Here is an 18,768-nt window from a genome sequence, read left to right as displayed (position 1 = left end):
TTTTAGCCGGGGATCGCTAAAGCATTTTTTCTAGGATAAGAATAATTAAAGTAACTTAGAATTTAAGCATAAATCTTGCATAGAATAATAAAAAGTTAGTGAGAAGGGGGCGGCATATGAAAAAAATAATGTTAACTGCATTGATGATGCTTATGGGTGCCGTAGCAAACGCAGGGTTTTACGGTACAGGATTATGTGGCTACCCACAATATAATTGCATCACCATAGTCTCAGGGCAAAATTGGGAAAATCTCTTTCCAGATCCACAACAGCGTGATGTCGTACAGCGCATCAATCGAACTTATAACCCGCTATGGGCAGGTAAGGTTATTGCGGTACCTAAAAATTTGGCCCACCTGAATATGTTTGATGTTGCACCATTTCCTCTGAAAATACCTGGCGAAAACCAAAAAGAGATTATCGTTGATCAAGATAAACTCGCATGGGGTGCTTATGATGCTCAGGGAAATCTGGTGAAATGGGGACCTATCTCTTCTGGAAGAGATAAATGCTCTGATTCTAATCGTTCTTGCCGTACTTTAACCGGGATTTTCCGAGTCTTCAGTAAAGAAAATGAAAAATGTAGCTCAGATGTATTCCCCATTGGTAAAGGGGGAGCCAAAATGCCTTATTGCATGTACTTCCATAAAGGTTTTGCACTGCATGGTTCCGATGATCTTCCCGGCGTGAGAGCGAGTCATGGTTGCGTGCGCATGTTTGTTGAAGATGCTAAATGGTTGAATCATGATTTCGTCGAGTTATCCAGTGAACGTAATAATTTCATGGGTACGGTTGTGATTGTGCGTCCAATAAATGACAGTGAGAAAATATGATGAATACTCTAAAAAAATTCACTTCAATTTCTTTAATGCTTTTTGTTGGACTCTTATCGACTGAACTTGAGGCCGCGAAAGCTAAAAAAACTGATCCACTAGCAGCCCAACAAAAGGCAGCAAAAGACGAGGCTCGATTTCCTATAGGATGTACTCCAGTAGGTCATGAACAACGTCTTAAAGTGTTGTCTCTTTTCCCTGGAAAAGAAGGGGCGTTGCAATCCTTATACTTCTTTTATAACAAATTGCCTCAGACCGTAAGTTTGTATCAAATGCGTGATGAAGACAGTGAATATTCTACTCGTTTCAATCATACGATTGGTCCTAATCAGTGGGCTGCATTGGCTACAGGCGAGCCTTTAGTTCGATTTGTCTGTACCTTAGGGGATGGCAAAAAATCCTATGGGAAAATAGTTGATTGTGCAGATACGGTTAAAATTTGTGAATATGTACACGTAAAATTTGGTTTAAATAATAAAGGCAACTTCTGGGTTTCCGATGGTAACTCAAGAAATGGGGCCGTTAATGATGTAGTACATTATGGCATTATACCAGGGGTATAAATATCAATTCAGCAACGGGATTTGCCAGTGAGTTACGATTGAATTGCCATGTATAGAGGGAGAATCTTCATGAAATCGCTAGTGCCTTGGGTATGTTTGCTCGCAGCAACCGCCAGCCAACAGGTTGTTGCCAATGATTTCAGCGCTTATCGCTTAGGAAATTATAATAAGGCGATCGAGCCCTTATTAAGTCAAACCGGAAAAAATGCGGTTGCTGATTATTATTTAGGACGCATTTATCTGTATGGATATGGTCAATTAAAAAATACCCCGTTAGCAATGCGTTATTTTACACAATCTGCACGTAAAGGTTATTTACCTGCAATCATGCTCGTTGCGAAATATACTTTATTGCACGATAAGGATCCAGAGCAGGCGGTAACCTGGTTTAAGCAAGCTGCTGCGGCAGGGAATGTGGATGCGCAAATGTTTGTGGCTGCAGCTTATCTCTATGGCGTTGGTGTGAAGAAAAATTACGATACGGCAACTCGTTTTTATATCGATGCGGCAAAAAATGGTAATTCTGTTGCTCAATATACCTTGGCTGAAAATTTTATTAACAGCCGCAACTCATCTAACAATAAGCTAGGTCTTATTTGGTTAAATAAAGCGGTAGCCAATGGCAATTCTCAGGCACTTACTAAATTAGGCAGTCTGTATCTTTCTGGCAAGTTGGTTGATAAAGATGTTGAAAAGGGAACCGAATTATTAAACAAGGCCGCCGCCCAAGGTTTTGCTCCTGCGATGGTTAAATTAGGCGAAGCTGCATTGGCTCAAAATCAAAAAGAGCAAGCACTAAAATGGTTTGAAAATGTAGGAAAATACCAAAATAATGAAGCTTATCTTGAGTTGGCCGAAGTTTATTTTGATGAAAAGAGCCCAGTACATGATCCTAAAACAGCATTTCTATGGACATTGAAGGCTGCACAAAATAATTCGACTGAAGCAAAACGGCAACTTGCCGAGTTTTATAAAAAAGGCACGGGGATTGATGCTGATTTGGATATGGCAAAGCAATGGCAAGATCAGGCAAACCAAGATGACAAAGCAAATAATCAAGGGAAGGCTCTAGCTGCTGCGGCACTGTGGTTAAGTAATGGTAGCACCGATCAATTGGCAAAAACGGCTTATCAAATGAATGGTATTTTAAGTGCTTGGAGTAATCCTGCGGTTCTAGGAGATTATGCATATAATCAATCACCTAAATTAAAGACCATATCTCGAAATCTGATCTTTAAACCACAGTTTGAGTTGGTGCAACCTAATGATGTGCCTATTACTAGTTATTATGATGCGCTTTTAAGCCGTGAGGCTAGCGCCCAATCCAACCAATGGATGTATCCAGTTTATCCGTTAAATAATCAAGTAGCTGAGGTAGAGCGCGCAAACAGCCTTATTGTTGCTCATCCTGATTTGCCTGCGCCTTATCTTGATGCGCAGTATGCGGAGCTTGCACAAGAGCCAAGCATTATGGATATGTGGACGGAGGGCTGGCAAAAGCAAGTTAATATGATGTCGGAATTTTATCAATTATATAACCGAGCAATATTAGGTGATGCACAAACGCAATTTGAAATAGGACAAATGTTCCAATATGGAATAGGGGTGGCGCAAAATGATTCTGCAGCAGTCGCGTTCTACCAAAATGCGGTACAGCAACAACATTTAGGGGCTGAGTATAATCTCGGTATGCTGTATTTACAGCGTGCGAAGAGTAAAGAAGATTATCAGCTTGCTTTAGACGATTTAACTGACGCAGCATTTAAAGGAAATAAAAACTCTCAATACGTACTGTCTAGAATTCTGGAAAAAGGGATAACTGGACCTGAGGGAACCGAGTACATCAAAGCGGATCCTGAGCAAGCTAATTCGATGTTGTATTTGGCCGCAGCAAATAATTATGGGCTGGCTGAATACGATTTAGCTGACCGCTTGGCACGTCAGCATGATAGTGATTTAAGTGTGGATGCGAAAAAGGAAAAAATTGCGTTAATTCGTCAATTATATCAAGGTGCTGCGGATCGCGGTATTTCCAATGCCTTATTGCCGCTCGCATTTTATAATGCCATGGATAGTAACGCTAAAAGACAGGCTAAAGCCTTTGCGGTTGCCAAAGAACAGGCTGAAGCTGGAAATGAAAAAGCAGCATTACTCTTGGGACTGCTTTATGATCGTGGCATAGGGGTTAGTGCAGATCCTGCACAAGCAATGCACTGGTACCAACAAGCAGGGCAAAATGCGGTAAGCCAGTTTATTTTGGGTACCTATACTGCTGAAGGTAAAGGTGTTGAGCCGAATAATGAACAAGGCATGGTGCAATTGCAGCAGGCAGTAAAATATAAGTTCTCTTATGCTGACTTTAATATGGCAGTACTGTTGCAACAAGCAAAACGGGATTTCTTACCAGATCTGATTCACTCCTATGAATTAGGCAATAGTCATGCAGGTATTGTTCTGGCTGACTATTATCTGGCGGCAAATACCGATGCAGACAAAATGAAAGAAGCCAGAGCGATTTATGAAGGTTTGGCTCAGAAAGGAGATAAAGACGCACAGTTAAAACTAGCCTATATGGATGAAAATGGTTTGAGTGTCGCTCCTGATATGGCTGGTGCGCAACGCTGGTATACCGCTGCCGCAGAGCAGGGTGAGCCACTGGCTGAATACTTATTAGGCCAATTCTATCAATTGGGTAACAGTGGTGAGCCAGATTACAGTGCGGCAAAAGATTGGTTCCAAAAAGCTGCTGCTAGTTTACCGGAAGCTTATGTTGCCTTAGGTTTTATTAATGAGACTGTGGACGATAATTACCCACAAGCGCTCAAAGCATATGAAAAGGCAGCAGCTAAAGGTAATGCCCTAGGTATTTATAACTTAGGCCTGATGTACCTGTATGGTAAAGGTACTCCAGTGGATTATGCAAAAGCTAAAGACTTATTTGTTAAAGCGGCAAATGACAAAGTGCATGACGCAATGAATCAATTAGGTAGCATATACTTCAAGGGGCTTGGTCAGTCTCGCGATGAACAACAAGCTCTAGCTTGGTATAAGAAAGCGGCTGATTTAGGAAATGCGAATGCACTTTATGAATTGGGTCTGCTTTCAGAAACTGGAATTACCTCGAAAATAGATTTTGCTGAAGCGCTTAAGTATTATCAGGCAGCAGCAACTAAGGGTAATGAAAAGGCTATGTTGGCTTTAGCCAGAATGTACCATTATGGATTAGGTGTCGAAAAAGATCCAAAAGTGGCCGCTGGTTTCTACCAAAAATTAGCAGCACGACAAAATGCCTATGCTCAATATCAACTGGGTACTTATTACCTAGAGGGCACTGCAGGCGAGTTATCTCCATCCAAAGGAAAACTCTTGTTGCAACAAGCTAGTGACAATGGCAGCATACAAGCGCGCAAAGTGTTACAGCGCATGGAAGCGAAAAGCCAGGCCCGCGTCAGTTTCGTTGAGCCGGTAACCTTGGATCGTGCACCAATTGTTGCTGGAGAGGCTGCAAACAGGATGTATTTTGATGCACTAAATGAGTGGAATCGAGGTGATGAGCTCTTATCACGTATGATTTTACAGCACATCGTGACCAAATATCCTGATTTTGAACCTGCACGCCGCGCGTACGAGCAGGTAAACCAGGCTAAAACAGCTAACTCTTTTAGTTAATCAAAAAACACGGTGTAGGTTGAGCCATGGTTCAACCTACAATAATCCATAACGTAATAGCCCAGCCTAATTTAAAGCCCTAGAGTTACTAATTTTCTTATCTTACCCACCGACCAGCCACTTGAATCTTTGATAAGTTTTAATCAGAATAGCTTAAGGTATGCACAGTTAATGCACTAAGAATATCTTCGAGTATTGGATGCTTATTATTAACAGGACGTGGAGAACAACATGACATATTTGGTGACTTTTTGTATTTTTGATCATACCGTGGAAGGTAATCCGGCCTGGCACGGGGCTTTTATTTTATCCAAATATAATGAGACAAGGAAGCAAGTAGAAGTGGTCGATACTTGGGGATATTATGGAGTTCCTGGTACTGGCGGCTCTGATGATTGGCTTACTCAGCTAAAAAGAAACATAGGGTTAGATGTTGATCTGTGGGGTAACCATGGTTGGTTAAGGCATGAAGAAGTTCGGTTTATGGATATGGGACATGGTTTGCATGGTGATTCCTATGAGCTTACCGAAGAAGACTTTAAAAAATTACAAGAAAAATGCAAGGCCCAAGTTAAAGAGCAGGAATCTGCCGTGCGAGATTCATTAGGTGAGAACGGCTTGACGGCTCCTCCAACTGGAAAAATGAGATGTTATCCAGGGGAGAAACACTCAAAAGATGTTTATGAAATCGAACTGCGAAAAGCTAAAATTGAACAGCGTGCCCCAAGGCTTCATCCTTTTGATTTTAAACTTTCTATAGGATGGACAGGCCCGACTTTAAAAGGTTCTCATACCTGTAAAACCGAAGCATTATCGATATTAGAAACGGTACTTTCTCCTGAGGTTTTAGCACCTTATCATAAATCAACTTTTCCTCGATGGGTGAGCAGGGGCATGGAAAATATTATCCTGCATAGCGAAGGCGAGTTGGATACTCATACGCGATCTTCGGGAAAAAAAGTATCTTATCGTGATGGGACGAAAGAAGGAGTTAAATTAATTTGGACGGTACCACCACAAAAAATTAAACCTTTGCCTGGCAGCACTATAGATAAGCTTTTGGCGGTTGATGAAGCGTATTGTTATAAGGCCAAACAGGTTGCGGGAACTTTACAAAAGTTAGAGTGGATGATACGCCAAGCAGCAATGCCTGAAGATCTTGAGGTTTATCGAACGGAGTTGTTGAAACGAATTGTCGCTTTTTATCAGGAGTTTTCTTTTATCAATCCCGAAATAAAAACACCAAAAATCACGGGTATGGCAGGGTTCTTTTATTCATTGGCTAATTTACCTAAAAATAAAGAGCAGTACCATTTGTTAAAACAAATAGAACAGGCAGAAAATCTGTTTAATTCATTGTATATGGCTTTAGTGCATGGCATGAAAATCAACGATAGATTACCTCCTGAACCCGCATTTTTTCCTGCGAACGAAAATGAAACAGACGAGACATTTTCTGATGAAAACCTGCTTGAAGCCTTAGTTTCCTATTTATCTTTAGATGATCAGAAAACACTCTGCAAAATTATTGGCCGTAATTATTGCGATCCTGATTTTGAGGATGAGAATCTGCTTGATGATGAGGAGGAGGTTTCTGAAGAGCAAGCTTCTCCAGCATTACATTGATTCGAATTGGAACACGTCATCCTAAGGAATTTACAACGAGGTAGCTCCAAAAGAAATGCGCATTATGCATGCCAGGTGCTTGTGTGCCTTATTCAGGTAAATTGCTTAGGGGCCGGGATGACCGTGCTCGATAATCTTATAAAAAGTTCTTGTGCATTAGAGCGTAAGCATGAGTGTAGATTATCAATCTTGTCTGATCTTTTGCCGGTGGTCTTGGTTCGAATATAGAACTGAACCCCGTAATAAACGGCAAAGAAGTTTATTACGGGGCTTTATCAGTTTCGCTACGTCTTGAAGTTTCAATTATATTGCAGGAGTCTCACCTTTCCCGTTGGTTCAGAATACTCCAGCCGATTCATTCCTTCTCAGATTATGTTGCAGGGCCAAATTAGCACATTACTTTAAAATTTTGAACAAATAGTTATATATCCTGCATAACGGTCGGACACAAAACGACAAAAAAGGTGATGCTTGGGATTCTGCTCTCAATTTTGATTTATTGAATATCTGAGCTATAAATTGAGACCATTTTGTCGTGCTTATAATTGACGAACAGAGTACACTGGGATGAATAGGGAAAATAGAAAAAGAAAAACATAGCCCGTATTAAGTCTTAACTTAAACACAGACTACGTTTGGGGGCGTTGCTATAACAAGCAGCGAATTAAGCAGCCATTGCCTTAACGCGGGCAACCAAGCGGCTTTTAATACGAGCAGCTTTATTCTTATGAATCAAGCCTTTGCATGCAGCTTTATCAATAATTGGTTGCGCTTTCGCATAAGCTGCAGTAGCTTCTTCACTGTTACCTGCTTCAACCGCTTTTAGCACATTTTTGATGTAAGTACGAAACATAGAACGTGCACTGGCATTGTGTTTACGCAGTTTCACGTTTTGGCGAGCACGTTTGATCGCTGATTTAATATTTGCCACTTAAAAATCTCCACTCATTCAGATGGTACAAAAGATGCTGATCTTGCCCAATGGACTAGACTTTGTCAATAGAATTCTGTATATATATGTCAACGCTTAGCATTAAAATTATGGATGTTTCGTCATTTAGGTATATCATAAGGGATTCATTTTATATCTTGATAGAAATATGTCTGCTACGAAAACTGATATTATGATTCCTAAACGCCAAAGTTTGTTGCGTTCAACTACATTAGTCTCATTAATGACCTTCATTTCACGCATGATGGGATTTGCTCGTGATATGGTCTTGGCTAATTTTTTTGGCGCCCAGGCGGGAATGGATGCTTTCTTTGTAGCCTTTCGTATTCCTAATTTTATGCGCCGCCTTTTTGCGGAAGGGGCTTTTGCGCAAGCCTTTGTTCCCGTGCTGGCCGAATATCAAAAAACACGCTCACCTGATGATGTGCGAGTTTTTATTGCGCGGATTGCGGGCTACCTGAGTTCAATCCTTACGGCAGTTACTATTATAGGTATGATTGCCGCGCCAATTATTGTCTTCTTATTTGCCCCTGGTTTTAGTCATGATGGTGGTCGTGCGCAATTAACTACGGAAATGTTACGCATTACCTTTCCTTTCTTAATGTTAATTTCCCTTACGGCAATGTCTGGAGCGGTACTTAATACCTATGGGTATTTTGCGATACCCGCAATTACCCCGGTGCTACTCAACATTAGCATGATTTTAGCGGCGTTTTATTTGTGCCCCTACTTACCCCAACCCGTAGTTGGCTTAGCTTGGGGAGTATTGATTGCGGGTATTCTCCAATTATTATTTCAATTGCCTTTTTTATATCGACGAAACCTCTTGGTTCGACCGCGTTTAGTTCGTAATGATCCAGGAGTTAATCGCGTACTTAAATTAATGGTCCCTGCATTATTTGGTGTTTCAATCGCCCAGTTGAATTTAATGGTAGATAGTGTTTTTGCCTCATTCCTAAAAGTGGGTAGCGTATCCTGGCTTTATTATACCGATCGCTTAACTGACTTTCCCTTGGGCGTATTTGGCGTGGCTATCGCGACTGTAATTTTGCCACATCTTTCCAGACGCCATGCAGAACAAAGTATTACTCATTATTCACAGGCATTAGACTGGGGGTTACGTTCCATTTTGCTTATTGGTATACCTGCCGGATTAGGCCTGTGCTTATTTTCAATGCCTTTGATTGTGAGTTGTTTTGCTTATGGAAAGTTTATCGCGAATGATGTGCTCCAAACGCAAAAAAGTCTAATTACATTAGCATCAGGGGTGCCGGCATTTATGATGATTAAAGTATTGGCTTCAGGTTTTTACGCACGTCAGGATATTAGTACCCCGGTGAAAGTAGGGGCCTTGGCAATGGTTGTTAACACCATATTATGTGCTTTATTCGTTTGGCATTTTGCTCATGCCGGATTAACTTTAGCTTCAGCCTTGGCTGGCTATGTGAACTGTGGTGCCCTTCTCTTTTTATTAATTAAGCGCAAAGTATATCTACCATCACCAGGTTGGTTGAAATATAGTATACAATTAATATGTGCTAATGCGGCGATTAGCATTTATTTAATTCTAATGGGTGGAACCCTTGATTATTGGTTAAATCTCGAGCCAGTAGCTCGTCTAGGCTTATTAGGAGCCCATGTCCTGGCTGTGGTGGTGATTTATTTGTTCGTTTTAGGTTTGACTGGACTTAGACCTAATCATTTTCGTGGCCAAATGAAGGAATAAAAAATGCATGCAGAGTTATTTTATGAGACTCGTTCTGAGCGAGCAATACCCCTTTATTTAATATCCCAAGCTCAATGGGAAGAAGACATTGATTCCTTTGCACCAGTGGAGCGTAATTCATTTGCGTTAAGAGAATTTAAAGGAAAGATAGGGGACTATTGTTTAATCAATAATGCTGATGGTTTAGTCGATCGAGTTTTCATAGGCACGGGGCTTGGTAGCCCAGAGTTGGCTTTGGCAAATGCAGCGCTGCAATTGCCTGCGAATACCTATCAGGTTCAAGGTGACGTAACTCAAGAAGCCATGCTTTATTGGGCGCTTGCACAGTATCGCTATGAAGGATATAAAAAAAGCTCTGTATCGCCACGACGTTTAATGGTTCCAGCTGAAGATCTCACTAATATAAATGCCTTAGCGCAGGCTCATTTTTTAGTACGTGATTTAATTAATAAACCAACCAGCGATTTAGGGCCTCAAGAATTAGCAACGGTGGTACAAGGCTTAGCTGATACTTATGGGGCACGATTTACGCAATGGATTGGCGATGATTTATTACAAGAGAATTTTCCTGCTATTCACGCAGTAGGCCGCGCTGCAGCATCTGCGTCTGCGCCAAGGCTATTGTCTTTAGTTTGGGGTAATGAAAAGCATCCTAAAATAACTTTAGTCGGCAAGGGCGTTTGCTTTGACAGTGGTGGTTTAGACATCAAATCAGCTTCTGGCATGCGGTTGATGAAAAAGGATATGGGGGGCGCTGCTCATGCTATTGGCTTAGCTCAATGGATTATGGAGCGCGACTTACCTATTCGCCTGCATTTATTAGTTCCTGCGGTCGAAAATGCGATTGGTCCTGATGCATTTAGACCGGGCGATGTATTGACGATGCGCAATGGTTTAACCGTAGAGATCCATAATACGGATGCAGAGGGGCGTTTAATTCTCGCCGATGCTTTAGTTAAAGCCTGTGAAGAGCAACCTGATTTAATCATTGATTTCGCTACTTTGACTGGAGCTGCTCGTGTTTCTGTAGGTACAGAAATTTCAGCCATGTTTACTAATAATGAGCAGTTGGCGGCAGCCCTTCAGGAGACTGCACAAAAAACAGCTGATCCAGTTTGGCGTTTACCTCTATTTGCCGCGTATGAAGACATTTTGCGTTCGAGCATTGCAGACATCGCTAATGCGAGTGATAGCCCTTATGCGGGGGCGATTACAGCAGGGTTATTTTTACAGCGTTTTATCTCTAATAACACGCCCTGGGTTCATTTTGATATTATGGCGTGGAATTTAGGCTCTAAACCAGGTAAGCCTGAAGGCGGAGAGGCGATGGGATTACGCGCTGTGGCTGAATATTTGTTACGGGCTTATGGCAATTAATAACTGCCGTTAAAAAGGAGTTTTGCTATGTTAGTGATCTTTCATTCAGATGCATATGAAGACATTACTTATTTTGGTGATGTAGCGAAGCAATTATTGTCATTAATGGGACACAGTGGCACCGTGCCCGGAGCAATTAAATTTGAAGATCTGCCCCAAGCTTTGGAGCATTTGCAGCATGGTTTGACGAAGAGTGGCTCTCAATCCTCAGATAAAGAAGATGACGATGACGAGATGTTAATTGGCTTGGAGAAACGCGCAATTCCCTTAATCAATTTACTTCAGGCATCTATCCGAGGTGAGTGTAATGTTTTATGGGATGCGTAGTATAAAATTATTAGGCGTAGATACTGGTTGCTCCCTCGACAGGCTCGTTTAATGTAGGCTGGACTGAAAAGCCCAGCCTACTCGGATTACTTGATCGGATGCGTATGCAACTCACAACCCTTAGCCCGATACTCACGATAATGAACTCGACTCTGTTCTTTTTCTACTTCCCGGTTACTAACCAACTCCATAACGCGTTTGAATTTAGGATAAAAAGCCGGAATTTGATCACTCAAATTTAATAAAATATCATTAAACCCTCGTGGTTCCGGGCCATAACCAATGTGTATTGGTGGTGGTGGCTCTGGCCCTTCACCTTGGAGGTTATGAGGAATAAAACTGTCCTCTTTAAAGGTCCACAACAACTCATCAATCAATTCGGCATCATGTTGATTGTTACAAAAAACATAAACCCTATGACCTCGATGGTAAGCCTTTTCTAAAAGACGACAAGCGATCAGCCACCGAGCGTGGTCTTGATCGCTTTCCAATAAATAAAAATCAACGCGAATTGGCGGCATGGCGAATTAATTGAGTTAATAAAGGAACGGGTCTTCCAGTTGCATTACGTTTTTTTCCGGAAGTCCATGCAGTCCCTGCAATGTCTAAATGAGCCCATCGATATTTTTCCGTAAATCGCGATAAGAAACAGGCTGCGGTAATACTACTGGCCGTACGGTCAAAGCCAGCATTAATCATGTCTGCCAACGCACTATCCAGCGCATCTTGATAATCTTCATCCAAAGGCATGCGCCAGACACGGTCATTACTTTCTAGAGCTGCATCTTCAATAAGTTGAGCTAGCTTATCATCTTGGGTCATTAAGCCAGTAGCAACTGTACCTAAAGCAACAATAATGCCACCGGTCAAGGTCGCAATATCAAGCACAAATTCAGGATTAAAGCGTTCTGCATAAGTTAAAGCATCTGCCAATACTAAACGACCTTCAGCATCCGTATTAAGAATTTCCACAGTTTGGCCAGACATACTGGTAACAATGTCACCTGGTTTTACTGCAGAACCACTCAGCATATTTTCAGAGCTTGCAATTAAACCCACGACATTGATTGGCAATTGGAGTAGGGCGCAGGCTTTGATCGTACCTAATACGCTCGCGGCACCACACATATCATACTTCATTTCATCCATAGCATTGGCAGGTTTAATAGATAGGCCACCTGAATCAAAGGTAATGCCTTTACCAACCAGCACAATCGGCGCGGCATCGTCAGCAGCACCTTTATATTGAAGATCGATTAAACGTGGTGGTTGAGATGAGCCTTGGGATACTGCTAATAAAGTTTCCATTCCTAGCTGACGCATTTCGTCAGGTCCTAGCACGGTGCAGCTTAGGTGGGTAGGGAACTCTTTAGCTAATTGAATAGCCTGCTCTCCCAAATAAGTTGGGGTACAAATATTTGCGGGTAGATTAGCGAGATGACGCGTAAACTCAATTCCTTTAGCGATGGCCTGCCCTGTTTCTAGTGCTTTGGGGTTCGCTTCCGGCAAATAAAAATTAACCTGTGCTAAATGATGAGGCTTGGCATGTTTCTTTTTAAATTCGAGCTGTTGAAAACGATGATTATCTATTTGCATAATCATTTGTTCCAGCTGCCAATCAGCAGAGTGTTTTGGTAATTGCGGCAGGTAAAGGGTAACTGATTTGAAACGGTGTTTAATTACTGCATCAGTAATTTCCGTTAGTCTTTTTTTCAGCAGTTTAGACGTAAATTTCTCTTTCTTTCCACACTGAACCAGTAACAATGAATGGCCATGAGCACTTGTGTGCCAAATAAGGTCGCCTGCTTCAGAAGCTCTTTGAGAAAGTTTACTAATTAAGCCATCATGTTCCTTGTCCAAATCCTGAGCAAATCCTGATGGTTTTTCATCAGAAAAGATGCTAAGTACAAGACAGTCACTGGCAGATAGCATTGGTTTTTCTATTAATCCATAATTCATTGCAGATTCCTAAATAGCATGTTCAGTAATTGGGATATAGTCTACCTAAACTAGGGACGCTTTGAAACCTGCATTTTACAATATGTAGTCTGTATTAGACGAAGTCGTAATACGGATGGCTATGCTACAAATCCTCGTGTTACGCTGCGCTAATACGGCTACATAATTAATTATGGCAGTGAGGCTGCGTTGGTACTATTACCTGGATATTAATTCCCTTAATCGTTGGACTCTTAAGTGCATCTCTCAGATAATTAATTAAGGGTACATCGACTACTTTGCCATATTCTGATGAAGCCTCTCTAAAATATACTACCTTGTCTTTCCAAATAGCAAAGCCGAGGTGTGAGATATTCAGTGAGGTGCCAATTTTATCCTTTACATTCCAATTAGGCCGCACAATTTCAATAATCGCACCGTTAGGAATTTGCCCGAATAACTGTAAATCAGGCTTATTTTGTTCAGGAAATAATGCAGTCAAAGGCAGGTAAGGTACATTTTCCGAAGTTACTTCCAGTTTGGCTCCTTTCGCTTTTAATTCTTCTAAGCGTTTTTCTTGTTCTGCTTTATTGGCATTTTGTAAGCGAATGGTTTCAATCGTTTTGTAGGCATACCAATTGGGTTTTTCAATGGTTGTATTAGCCATCTGGGCTACGGACTCATTGTCTTTGTTTTTGAACGATTGAGTAATGTCTTTGAAGATCCCTTCCTGCTGATGATATTGATTCCAATCCAAACCTGTAAAGTGAGTTCGTTGAATATAAGATACTTTGCCATTGCTATAGCGCATTTTTTGCATGCATTGTTTGAATGAAGGCAGCGAATTTGCTAATGCCAAAGCAACTATTGTATTTACATAAGTATCACAATCAAAAGCATCAACACGATATTGAGGAAATTGATCGTAACGAGCCTTGGGACCTTCTCCTAATGAGCCAAGCACATAAGGCACTCCAAGAAAGTACTTGCTTATCCAATCAATGCGCGCGGTCATAGAAATGTTCGGCATGAGGTTTAGCTTATGGTATAGTGCTTCTATTGACGAATTTGCTTGTTTTTCAGTAGCGTTGGAATCAAAAGCATGACTGTTTGTGCAAGCAAGAAAACCAATGAGCAAAGCGAGTTTGCGTAAGGGAGCAGAAGTGTATTTCATCAGAAGTGTCTTATATTTTGAGCTGGATGTGGAGTACATGTTAACTTGTTCCAGAGCCTGGAGGCAAGAATGCTAAATATAATTTGGTTAGGAATGATACTGATTTCAATTGTAGTTGGTGTCATTGAAGGGCGTATTGATGAGGTTGTTCGTGCTGTCACTGATTCTGCCAAACTGGGTTTTGAAATTGCTCTAGGCTTGGCTGGAATTATGTGTTTGTGGCTAGGTATTATGTCTATAGCCACTGAGTCTGGTTTGATCAAAATATTGGGTAAGGTCTTGCGACCTGTTTTACGACGATTATTTCCGGATGTGCCTATTGATCATCCGGCAATGGGTGCCATTGCTTTGAACATTTCGGCAAATATGTTGGGTCTTGCCAATGCGGCAACGCCATTTGGATTGCAAGCAATGAAAGAATTGCAAACCTTGAATCAACATGCCCGTGTTGCCAGTAATTCCATGTGTACTTTTCTCGCGATTAATACATCCAGCGTGCAGTTAATTCCGGCAACCGCCATTGCGTATCTCGCCGCTAATGGCAGTACGAATCCAACCAGTGTAGTTTTCAGTTCCTTAGTCGCAACGATTATTTCCACTGTAGTAGCAATTATCGCGGTAAGACAACTTGCTAAATTAGCGGTTTTTAGTGTTGAGAAGGCGGATAGCTTATGAGTGGAATAGCCAATCAACTGTCCAACTGGATGCTTTTGCTGTTTGTGGTGGGTATTCCTCTTTATGCGGCGATAAAGAAGGTTAATGTGTTTGATGCCTTTATTGTTGGTGCCAAGCAGGGATTCGATACGGTTTTAAATATCTTGCCCTATTTGATTGCGATGATCGTTGCGATTGGCATGTTGCGGGCATCTGGTTTTTTTACCTTATTGGGAAGGCTGCTTGCTCCGCTTATGGAATTGATTGGCATGCCGTCAGAGGTTTTGCCTTTAGCACTTATTCGTCCTTTTTCTGGTAGCGCATCCACCGGAATTATGGCGGAATTGATTCATCAATACGGCGGAAATTCATTGATCGCCAAAACAGCAGCTACCATGATGGGAAGCACAGAAACAACCTTTTATGTGATTGCTGTGTACTTTGGTTCCGTAGGCATTCGCAGAACACGGCATGCAATCCCCGCAGGCTTATTGGCCGACTTAGCTGGTATTATTGCTTCAGTAGTGATTTGTCGTTACTTATTTGGATAATCTGTTTTGTAGGTTGGGTTCCTGGCCTAATGGCGCTGCTTAAGGCTGCGCCATTAGGTTCCGGGCCTGACCCACAAGTCATTGCCAAATTTCCTTACCACCCACCCAATTAGCCTAAATACTGCTTGATATAGAGAGGGCCAAATTACTGTGGTCAAGCCTACATAATTCGAAAGTATTAGTTGTAAAATAAGACGTTAGTGTGTAGCTTGTATTAGACTTGGTCGCAATACGGGCTACACACTGAGGCACTACCCAATCTTCTTTTTCTTTTTATCGCTCTTGTTATTAGCAAGCCCAGTCTTCTCTAAGGCCTGAAGGCGGCTAAACAAAGAACGAGTTCTTGCTTTAAACGCTGCCATTTCACGTGGAGGAACTGGAGACGAAGTGGGCAAATAAGTCGATGAAGGATTTCTTGCCTGCCCATGTACATGCAGCTCGAAATGGCAATGAGGACCTGTAGCAAGACCTGTTTGTCCTACATAGCCAATTATCTGGCCTCGCTTAATCCTACTTCCTTTAGACAAGCCTTTTTGGAATTTAAGCATATGACCATAGATTGTGCTGAACTTCTTGTCATGGGTAATTTCAATCATGTTCCCATAACCATTATGACGGCCAATAGTTTTAATAACCCCATCTCCCGTTGCCATAATCGGAGTGCCAATCGGTGCAGCTAAATCAATACCCTTATGAGCACGACGATAACGCAAGATAGGGTGATATCTTGAGTTACTAAATGTTGAGCTAATATGGCTGAATCGCAGCGGGTAACGTGAGAATGCCTTTTTAAAACTTTCACCTTGAGGCGTATAATAATCACGTGAGCCACTCGCACTGATATGACGTACTGCTTGGGCTGTTTTACCATTACTGGTATAGCTAGCCGCAACAATATCACCTATTCCTACCATTTTATCTTTCACATACTGCGCTTCATAAACAATTGAAAAGCGATCTCCTGAACGTACAGAATGTGCAAAATCAACTTGTTTACTTAAAATCGAAGTCATTTGGTTAATTAATTTGCTGGGGATGCCTAAGTGTTGTGCCGTTGTATATAATGATCCTTTCACTACTCCAGTAACATAGCGATCTTGGTTCGTTACTTTTTTAGAGTCGATCTTGGTCTTATAAACGGCTCCATCTCTATAGATCGTTAGAGTCTGGACATCATTTATAGGAATTACCAATTTTTCCAATTTCTTCTTATTAATCAAAAATTGTAATTCTTGACTTGGTTTAATTGCCGTCAATACTTTCGCATGGGGGTTTTTATGAACAACCAAATGTAAATTTTGCGCAGTTAATCCAAGACGATGGAATATGGTGGCCATTGAGTCACCGGAGCGGGGTCTAACGGTTTGCCATTCATTGTCTTTAGTTACTTTGATTGTTTTTACTGCTTTGGCTACGACTGTTTTTTTTACCGACTTTTCTGTTTTATCCGTTTTTTCAGGTTTATGGGGAACACTAGCTTGACTAGTTTTAACCTCTGGTTCTACTTTCTTAATTTGTTCAACTTCTTTTTTAATTGCCTGCTCTGTTACTTTAGCGAGATCTACAAGTGGTACAGATTTTTTTTGTTCTGTTACTTGTTTCTTTTCTTGCTTCGGTAATGAAATAGATTGATGTGCTTGGCTATTGTGTTCATGCTGGGAACAGCTTTTCACAAGCAAATAAGGAAGAGAAAGGGCAACAATTAATGCAGAACCCATTAATAATTTGGATTGAATACCAGAATGTCGTGTTCGAATATAAGGTTTTTTATCCATTGTTTGCCTACATGTTGTCATCCGCAAGAATGCATTGTGTGCATTTTGTTCAAAAACGGGTGACAAATTATTTTAAATCACCTCTTGGGTATGGCAGGAAATTGCCAACCGGGCTAAGATACTCGGTGTGAGAAGATAGGTCAATCATTTATAAAGGTTTTGATGTCATGATAGTTGAAGATTCAGTTTGTTCCGAATTAATGCGAGGTTGTGAAGAGGTACTTCCACAGCAAGAACTCGAAAAAAAGCTTCAAAAGGGAACCCCTTTAAAAATAAAGGCGGGGTTTGATCCTACGGCACCCGATTTGCATTTGGGACATACTGTATTACTTAATAAATTAAGACAGTTCCAACAGTATGGGCACGAGGTCATTTTTTTGATAGGTGATTTTACCGCGATGATTGGTGACCCAACAGGAAAGAATGTAACGCGTATTCCTTTGAGTCAGGAAGCCGTTATTGAAAATGCAAAGACCTATCAAGAGCAAGTGTTCAAAATTCTCGACCCACAAAAAACAACGGTTGCATTTAACTCACAGTGGTTAGGGCAATTTACTGCCGTGGATTTAATTCGCTTAGCGGCGACGCACACTGTAGCTCGTATGTTAGAGCGTGATGACTTCAATAAGAGGTATAATTCAGGTCAGCCTATAGCCATTCATGAATTCTTATATCCTTTGTTACAAGGTTATGATTCAGTTGCTCTTAAAGCAGATGTTGAATTTGGTGGGACGGATCAAAAATTCAATCTATTAATGGGACGTGAATTACAGAAGCATTACGGCCTTGAACCACAGGTTGTTATGATGATGCCATTAATAGAAGGATTGGACGGCGTGAAGAAAATGTCCAAGTCTTTAGATAATTATATAGGCATTAATGAACCGGCTTCAGATATGTTTGGCAAAATTATGTCTATATCTGATGAATTAATGTGGCGCTATATTGATCTATTAAGTTTTAAAACCGGAAAAGAAATTCAGGGATTAAAAGATTCGGTTACTCAGGGAGCAAATCCTCGCGACATTAAAATAGACTTTGCTAAGGAAATCATTATTCGTTTCCATGACCAGGCGCAAGCCGAACAAGCGCATAAAGAATTTATTGAACGATTCCAAAAAGGAGTTATTCCTGACGATTTAGAAGAGTTCACCATAATAAATGATGATTCACTTTCCTTAGCGCAATTATTAAAGCAAATGAATTTAACCCAAAGCACTTCCGAATCCATGCGTATGGTGAAGCAGGGGGCGGTTAAAATAAATGGTGAAAAAGCAGAAGACCCCGCACTGGTACTGGTTTCTGGACAAAGTTATGTAATACAAGTAGGTAAACGCCGAATCGCCAAGTTACATTTACAATAAGCTTTTTGCAATTTTTTTAAAAAAATTGCAAAAAGTGTTTGACATGGATGTCAAAATCAGTAGAATACGCAGCACGCCTCGGGGCAAACGTTCATTAATAAGATAGAAGACAAACTGTGTGGGCACTTTGAAATAACTTGAGTGCTTGTGACTAGATAAAAAAAGTAAAGAGACGTTAGTGAAAACTGACGACAGGAATTGAACTGAAGAGTTTGATCCTGGCTCAGATTGAACGCTGG

Annotated in this window: 15 protein-coding genes; 10 read left to right on the top strand and 5 right to left on the bottom strand. The window is 41.1% G+C overall.

Annotated features, from left to right (window positions below; translation table 11 throughout):
- The first annotated feature begins 116 nt into the window (after nt 1-116).
- The 4 genes from ACQY7T_RS03395 to ACQY7T_RS03380 all read left to right on the top strand — a co-directional run bounded on the left by ACQY7T_RS03395 (nt 117) and on the right by ACQY7T_RS03380 (nt 6,691).
- Nucleotides 117-833, top strand: a complete 717-nt coding sequence (locus ACQY7T_RS03395; RefSeq protein WP_428411307.1) for a L,D-transpeptidase — start codon at nt 117-119, stop codon at nt 831-833.
- Nucleotides 833-1,396 (top strand): endopeptidase IV, encoded by a 564-nt coding sequence (locus ACQY7T_RS03390; RefSeq protein WP_428411358.1) that lies wholly within the window; start codon nt 833-835, stop codon nt 1,394-1,396. The genes ACQY7T_RS03395 and ACQY7T_RS03390 overlap by 1 nt, the downstream gene beginning before the upstream one ends.
- Before the next feature lie 69 nt (nt 1,397-1,465).
- On the top strand, nt 1,466-5,065 hold the full coding sequence (locus tag ACQY7T_RS03385; protein ID WP_428411306.1) for an endopeptidase IV: 3,600 nt from the start codon (nt 1,466-1,468) through the stop codon (nt 5,063-5,065).
- Nucleotides 5,066-5,296: 231 nt separating this feature from the next.
- Nucleotides 5,297-6,691: a hypothetical protein gene (locus ACQY7T_RS03380; protein ID WP_428411305.1), complete on the top strand. Its 1,395-nt coding sequence runs from the start codon at nt 5,297-5,299 to the stop codon at nt 6,689-6,691.
- 664 nt (nt 6,692-7,355) lie between these two features.
- Here the strand turns inward: ACQY7T_RS03380 and rpsT are convergent.
- Nucleotides 7,356-7,622: a 30S ribosomal protein S20 gene (gene rpsT / locus ACQY7T_RS03375; protein ID WP_428411304.1), complete on the bottom strand. Its 267-nt coding sequence runs from the start codon at nt 7,620-7,622 to the stop codon at nt 7,356-7,358.
- A gap of 169 nt (nt 7,623-7,791) precedes the next feature.
- Here rpsT and murJ point away from each other — a divergent pair, with 169 nt between their 5' ends.
- Genes murJ through ACQY7T_RS03360 form a run of 3 tightly spaced genes read left to right on the top strand, consistent with a single transcriptional unit; the run spans nt 7,792 to nt 11,073 of the window.
- Nucleotides 7,792-9,369 (top strand): murein biosynthesis integral membrane protein MurJ, encoded by a 1,578-nt coding sequence (gene murJ / locus ACQY7T_RS03370; protein ID WP_428411303.1) that lies wholly within the window; start codon nt 7,792-7,794, stop codon nt 9,367-9,369.
- 3 nt (nt 9,370-9,372) lie between these two features.
- On the top strand, nt 9,373-10,746 hold the full coding sequence (locus tag ACQY7T_RS03365; RefSeq protein ID WP_428411302.1) for a leucyl aminopeptidase family protein: 1,374 nt from the start codon (nt 9,373-9,375) through the stop codon (nt 10,744-10,746).
- A gap of 27 nt (nt 10,747-10,773) precedes the next feature.
- On the top strand, nt 10,774-11,073 hold the full coding sequence (locus ACQY7T_RS03360) for a DUF1840 domain-containing protein (RefSeq protein WP_428411301.1): 300 nt from the start codon (nt 10,774-10,776) through the stop codon (nt 11,071-11,073).
- Nucleotides 11,074-11,159: 86 nt separating this feature from the next.
- Here the strand turns inward: ACQY7T_RS03360 and ACQY7T_RS03355 are convergent, their stop codons facing one another.
- The 3 genes from ACQY7T_RS03355 to ACQY7T_RS03345 all read right to left on the bottom strand — a co-directional run bounded on the left by ACQY7T_RS03355 (nt 11,160) and on the right by ACQY7T_RS03345 (nt 14,185).
- Nucleotides 11,160-11,594, bottom strand: coding sequence for a DNA polymerase III subunit chi (locus ACQY7T_RS03355; protein ID WP_428411300.1), 435 nt, complete (start codon nt 11,592-11,594; stop codon nt 11,160-11,162).
- Complete coding sequence (locus tag ACQY7T_RS03350) at nt 11,575-13,032, bottom strand: leucyl aminopeptidase (protein ID WP_428411299.1); 1,458 nt, start codon at nt 13,030-13,032, stop codon at nt 11,575-11,577. Before ACQY7T_RS03350 ends, ACQY7T_RS03355 begins: the two co-directional genes overlap by 20 nt.
- Before the next feature lie 166 nt (nt 13,033-13,198).
- Nucleotides 13,199-14,185 (bottom strand): N-acetylmuramoyl-L-alanine amidase-like domain-containing protein, encoded by a 987-nt coding sequence (locus tag ACQY7T_RS03345; protein ID WP_428411298.1) that lies wholly within the window; start codon nt 14,183-14,185, stop codon nt 13,199-13,201.
- 69 nt (nt 14,186-14,254) lie between these two features.
- Here ACQY7T_RS03345 and ACQY7T_RS03340 point away from each other — a divergent pair, with 69 nt between their 5' ends.
- Together ACQY7T_RS03340 and ACQY7T_RS03335 are read left to right on the top strand one after the other, a co-directional pair.
- Nucleotides 14,255-14,860, top strand: coding sequence for a nucleoside recognition domain-containing protein (locus tag ACQY7T_RS03340; RefSeq protein ID WP_428411297.1), 606 nt, complete (start codon nt 14,255-14,257; stop codon nt 14,858-14,860).
- Entirely contained in the window at nt 14,857-15,390 is a 534-nt protein-coding gene (locus ACQY7T_RS03335; protein WP_252580827.1) for a spore maturation protein, read from the top strand. The genes ACQY7T_RS03340 and ACQY7T_RS03335 overlap by 4 nt, the downstream gene beginning before the upstream one ends.
- 251 nt (nt 15,391-15,641) lie before the next feature.
- Here ACQY7T_RS03335 and ACQY7T_RS03330 read toward each other — a convergent pair whose 3' ends face one another.
- On the bottom strand, nt 15,642-17,165 hold the full coding sequence (locus tag ACQY7T_RS03330; RefSeq protein ID WP_428411296.1) for a peptidoglycan DD-metalloendopeptidase family protein: 1,524 nt from the start codon (nt 17,163-17,165) through the stop codon (nt 15,642-15,644).
- 167 nt (nt 17,166-17,332) lie between these two features.
- Between ACQY7T_RS03330 and tyrS the strand changes: the two genes are divergently transcribed.
- The gene (tyrS, locus tag ACQY7T_RS03325) at nt 17,333-18,529 is read left to right on the top strand and encodes a tyrosine--tRNA ligase (RefSeq protein ID WP_428411295.1); all 1,197 of its coding nucleotides are present in this window, start codon (nt 17,333-17,335) and stop codon (nt 18,527-18,529) included.
- The last annotated feature ends 239 nt before the right edge of the window (nt 18,530-18,768 follow it).

It is taken from the genome of Legionella sp., assembly GCF_965140895.1.
In the GTDB taxonomy this organism is placed as follows: Bacteria; Pseudomonadota; Gammaproteobacteria; order Legionellales; family Legionellaceae; genus Legionella.
The sequence above is the reverse complement of the archived record's forward strand: the minus strand, read 5'-3'. Positions and strand labels throughout refer to the sequence as shown.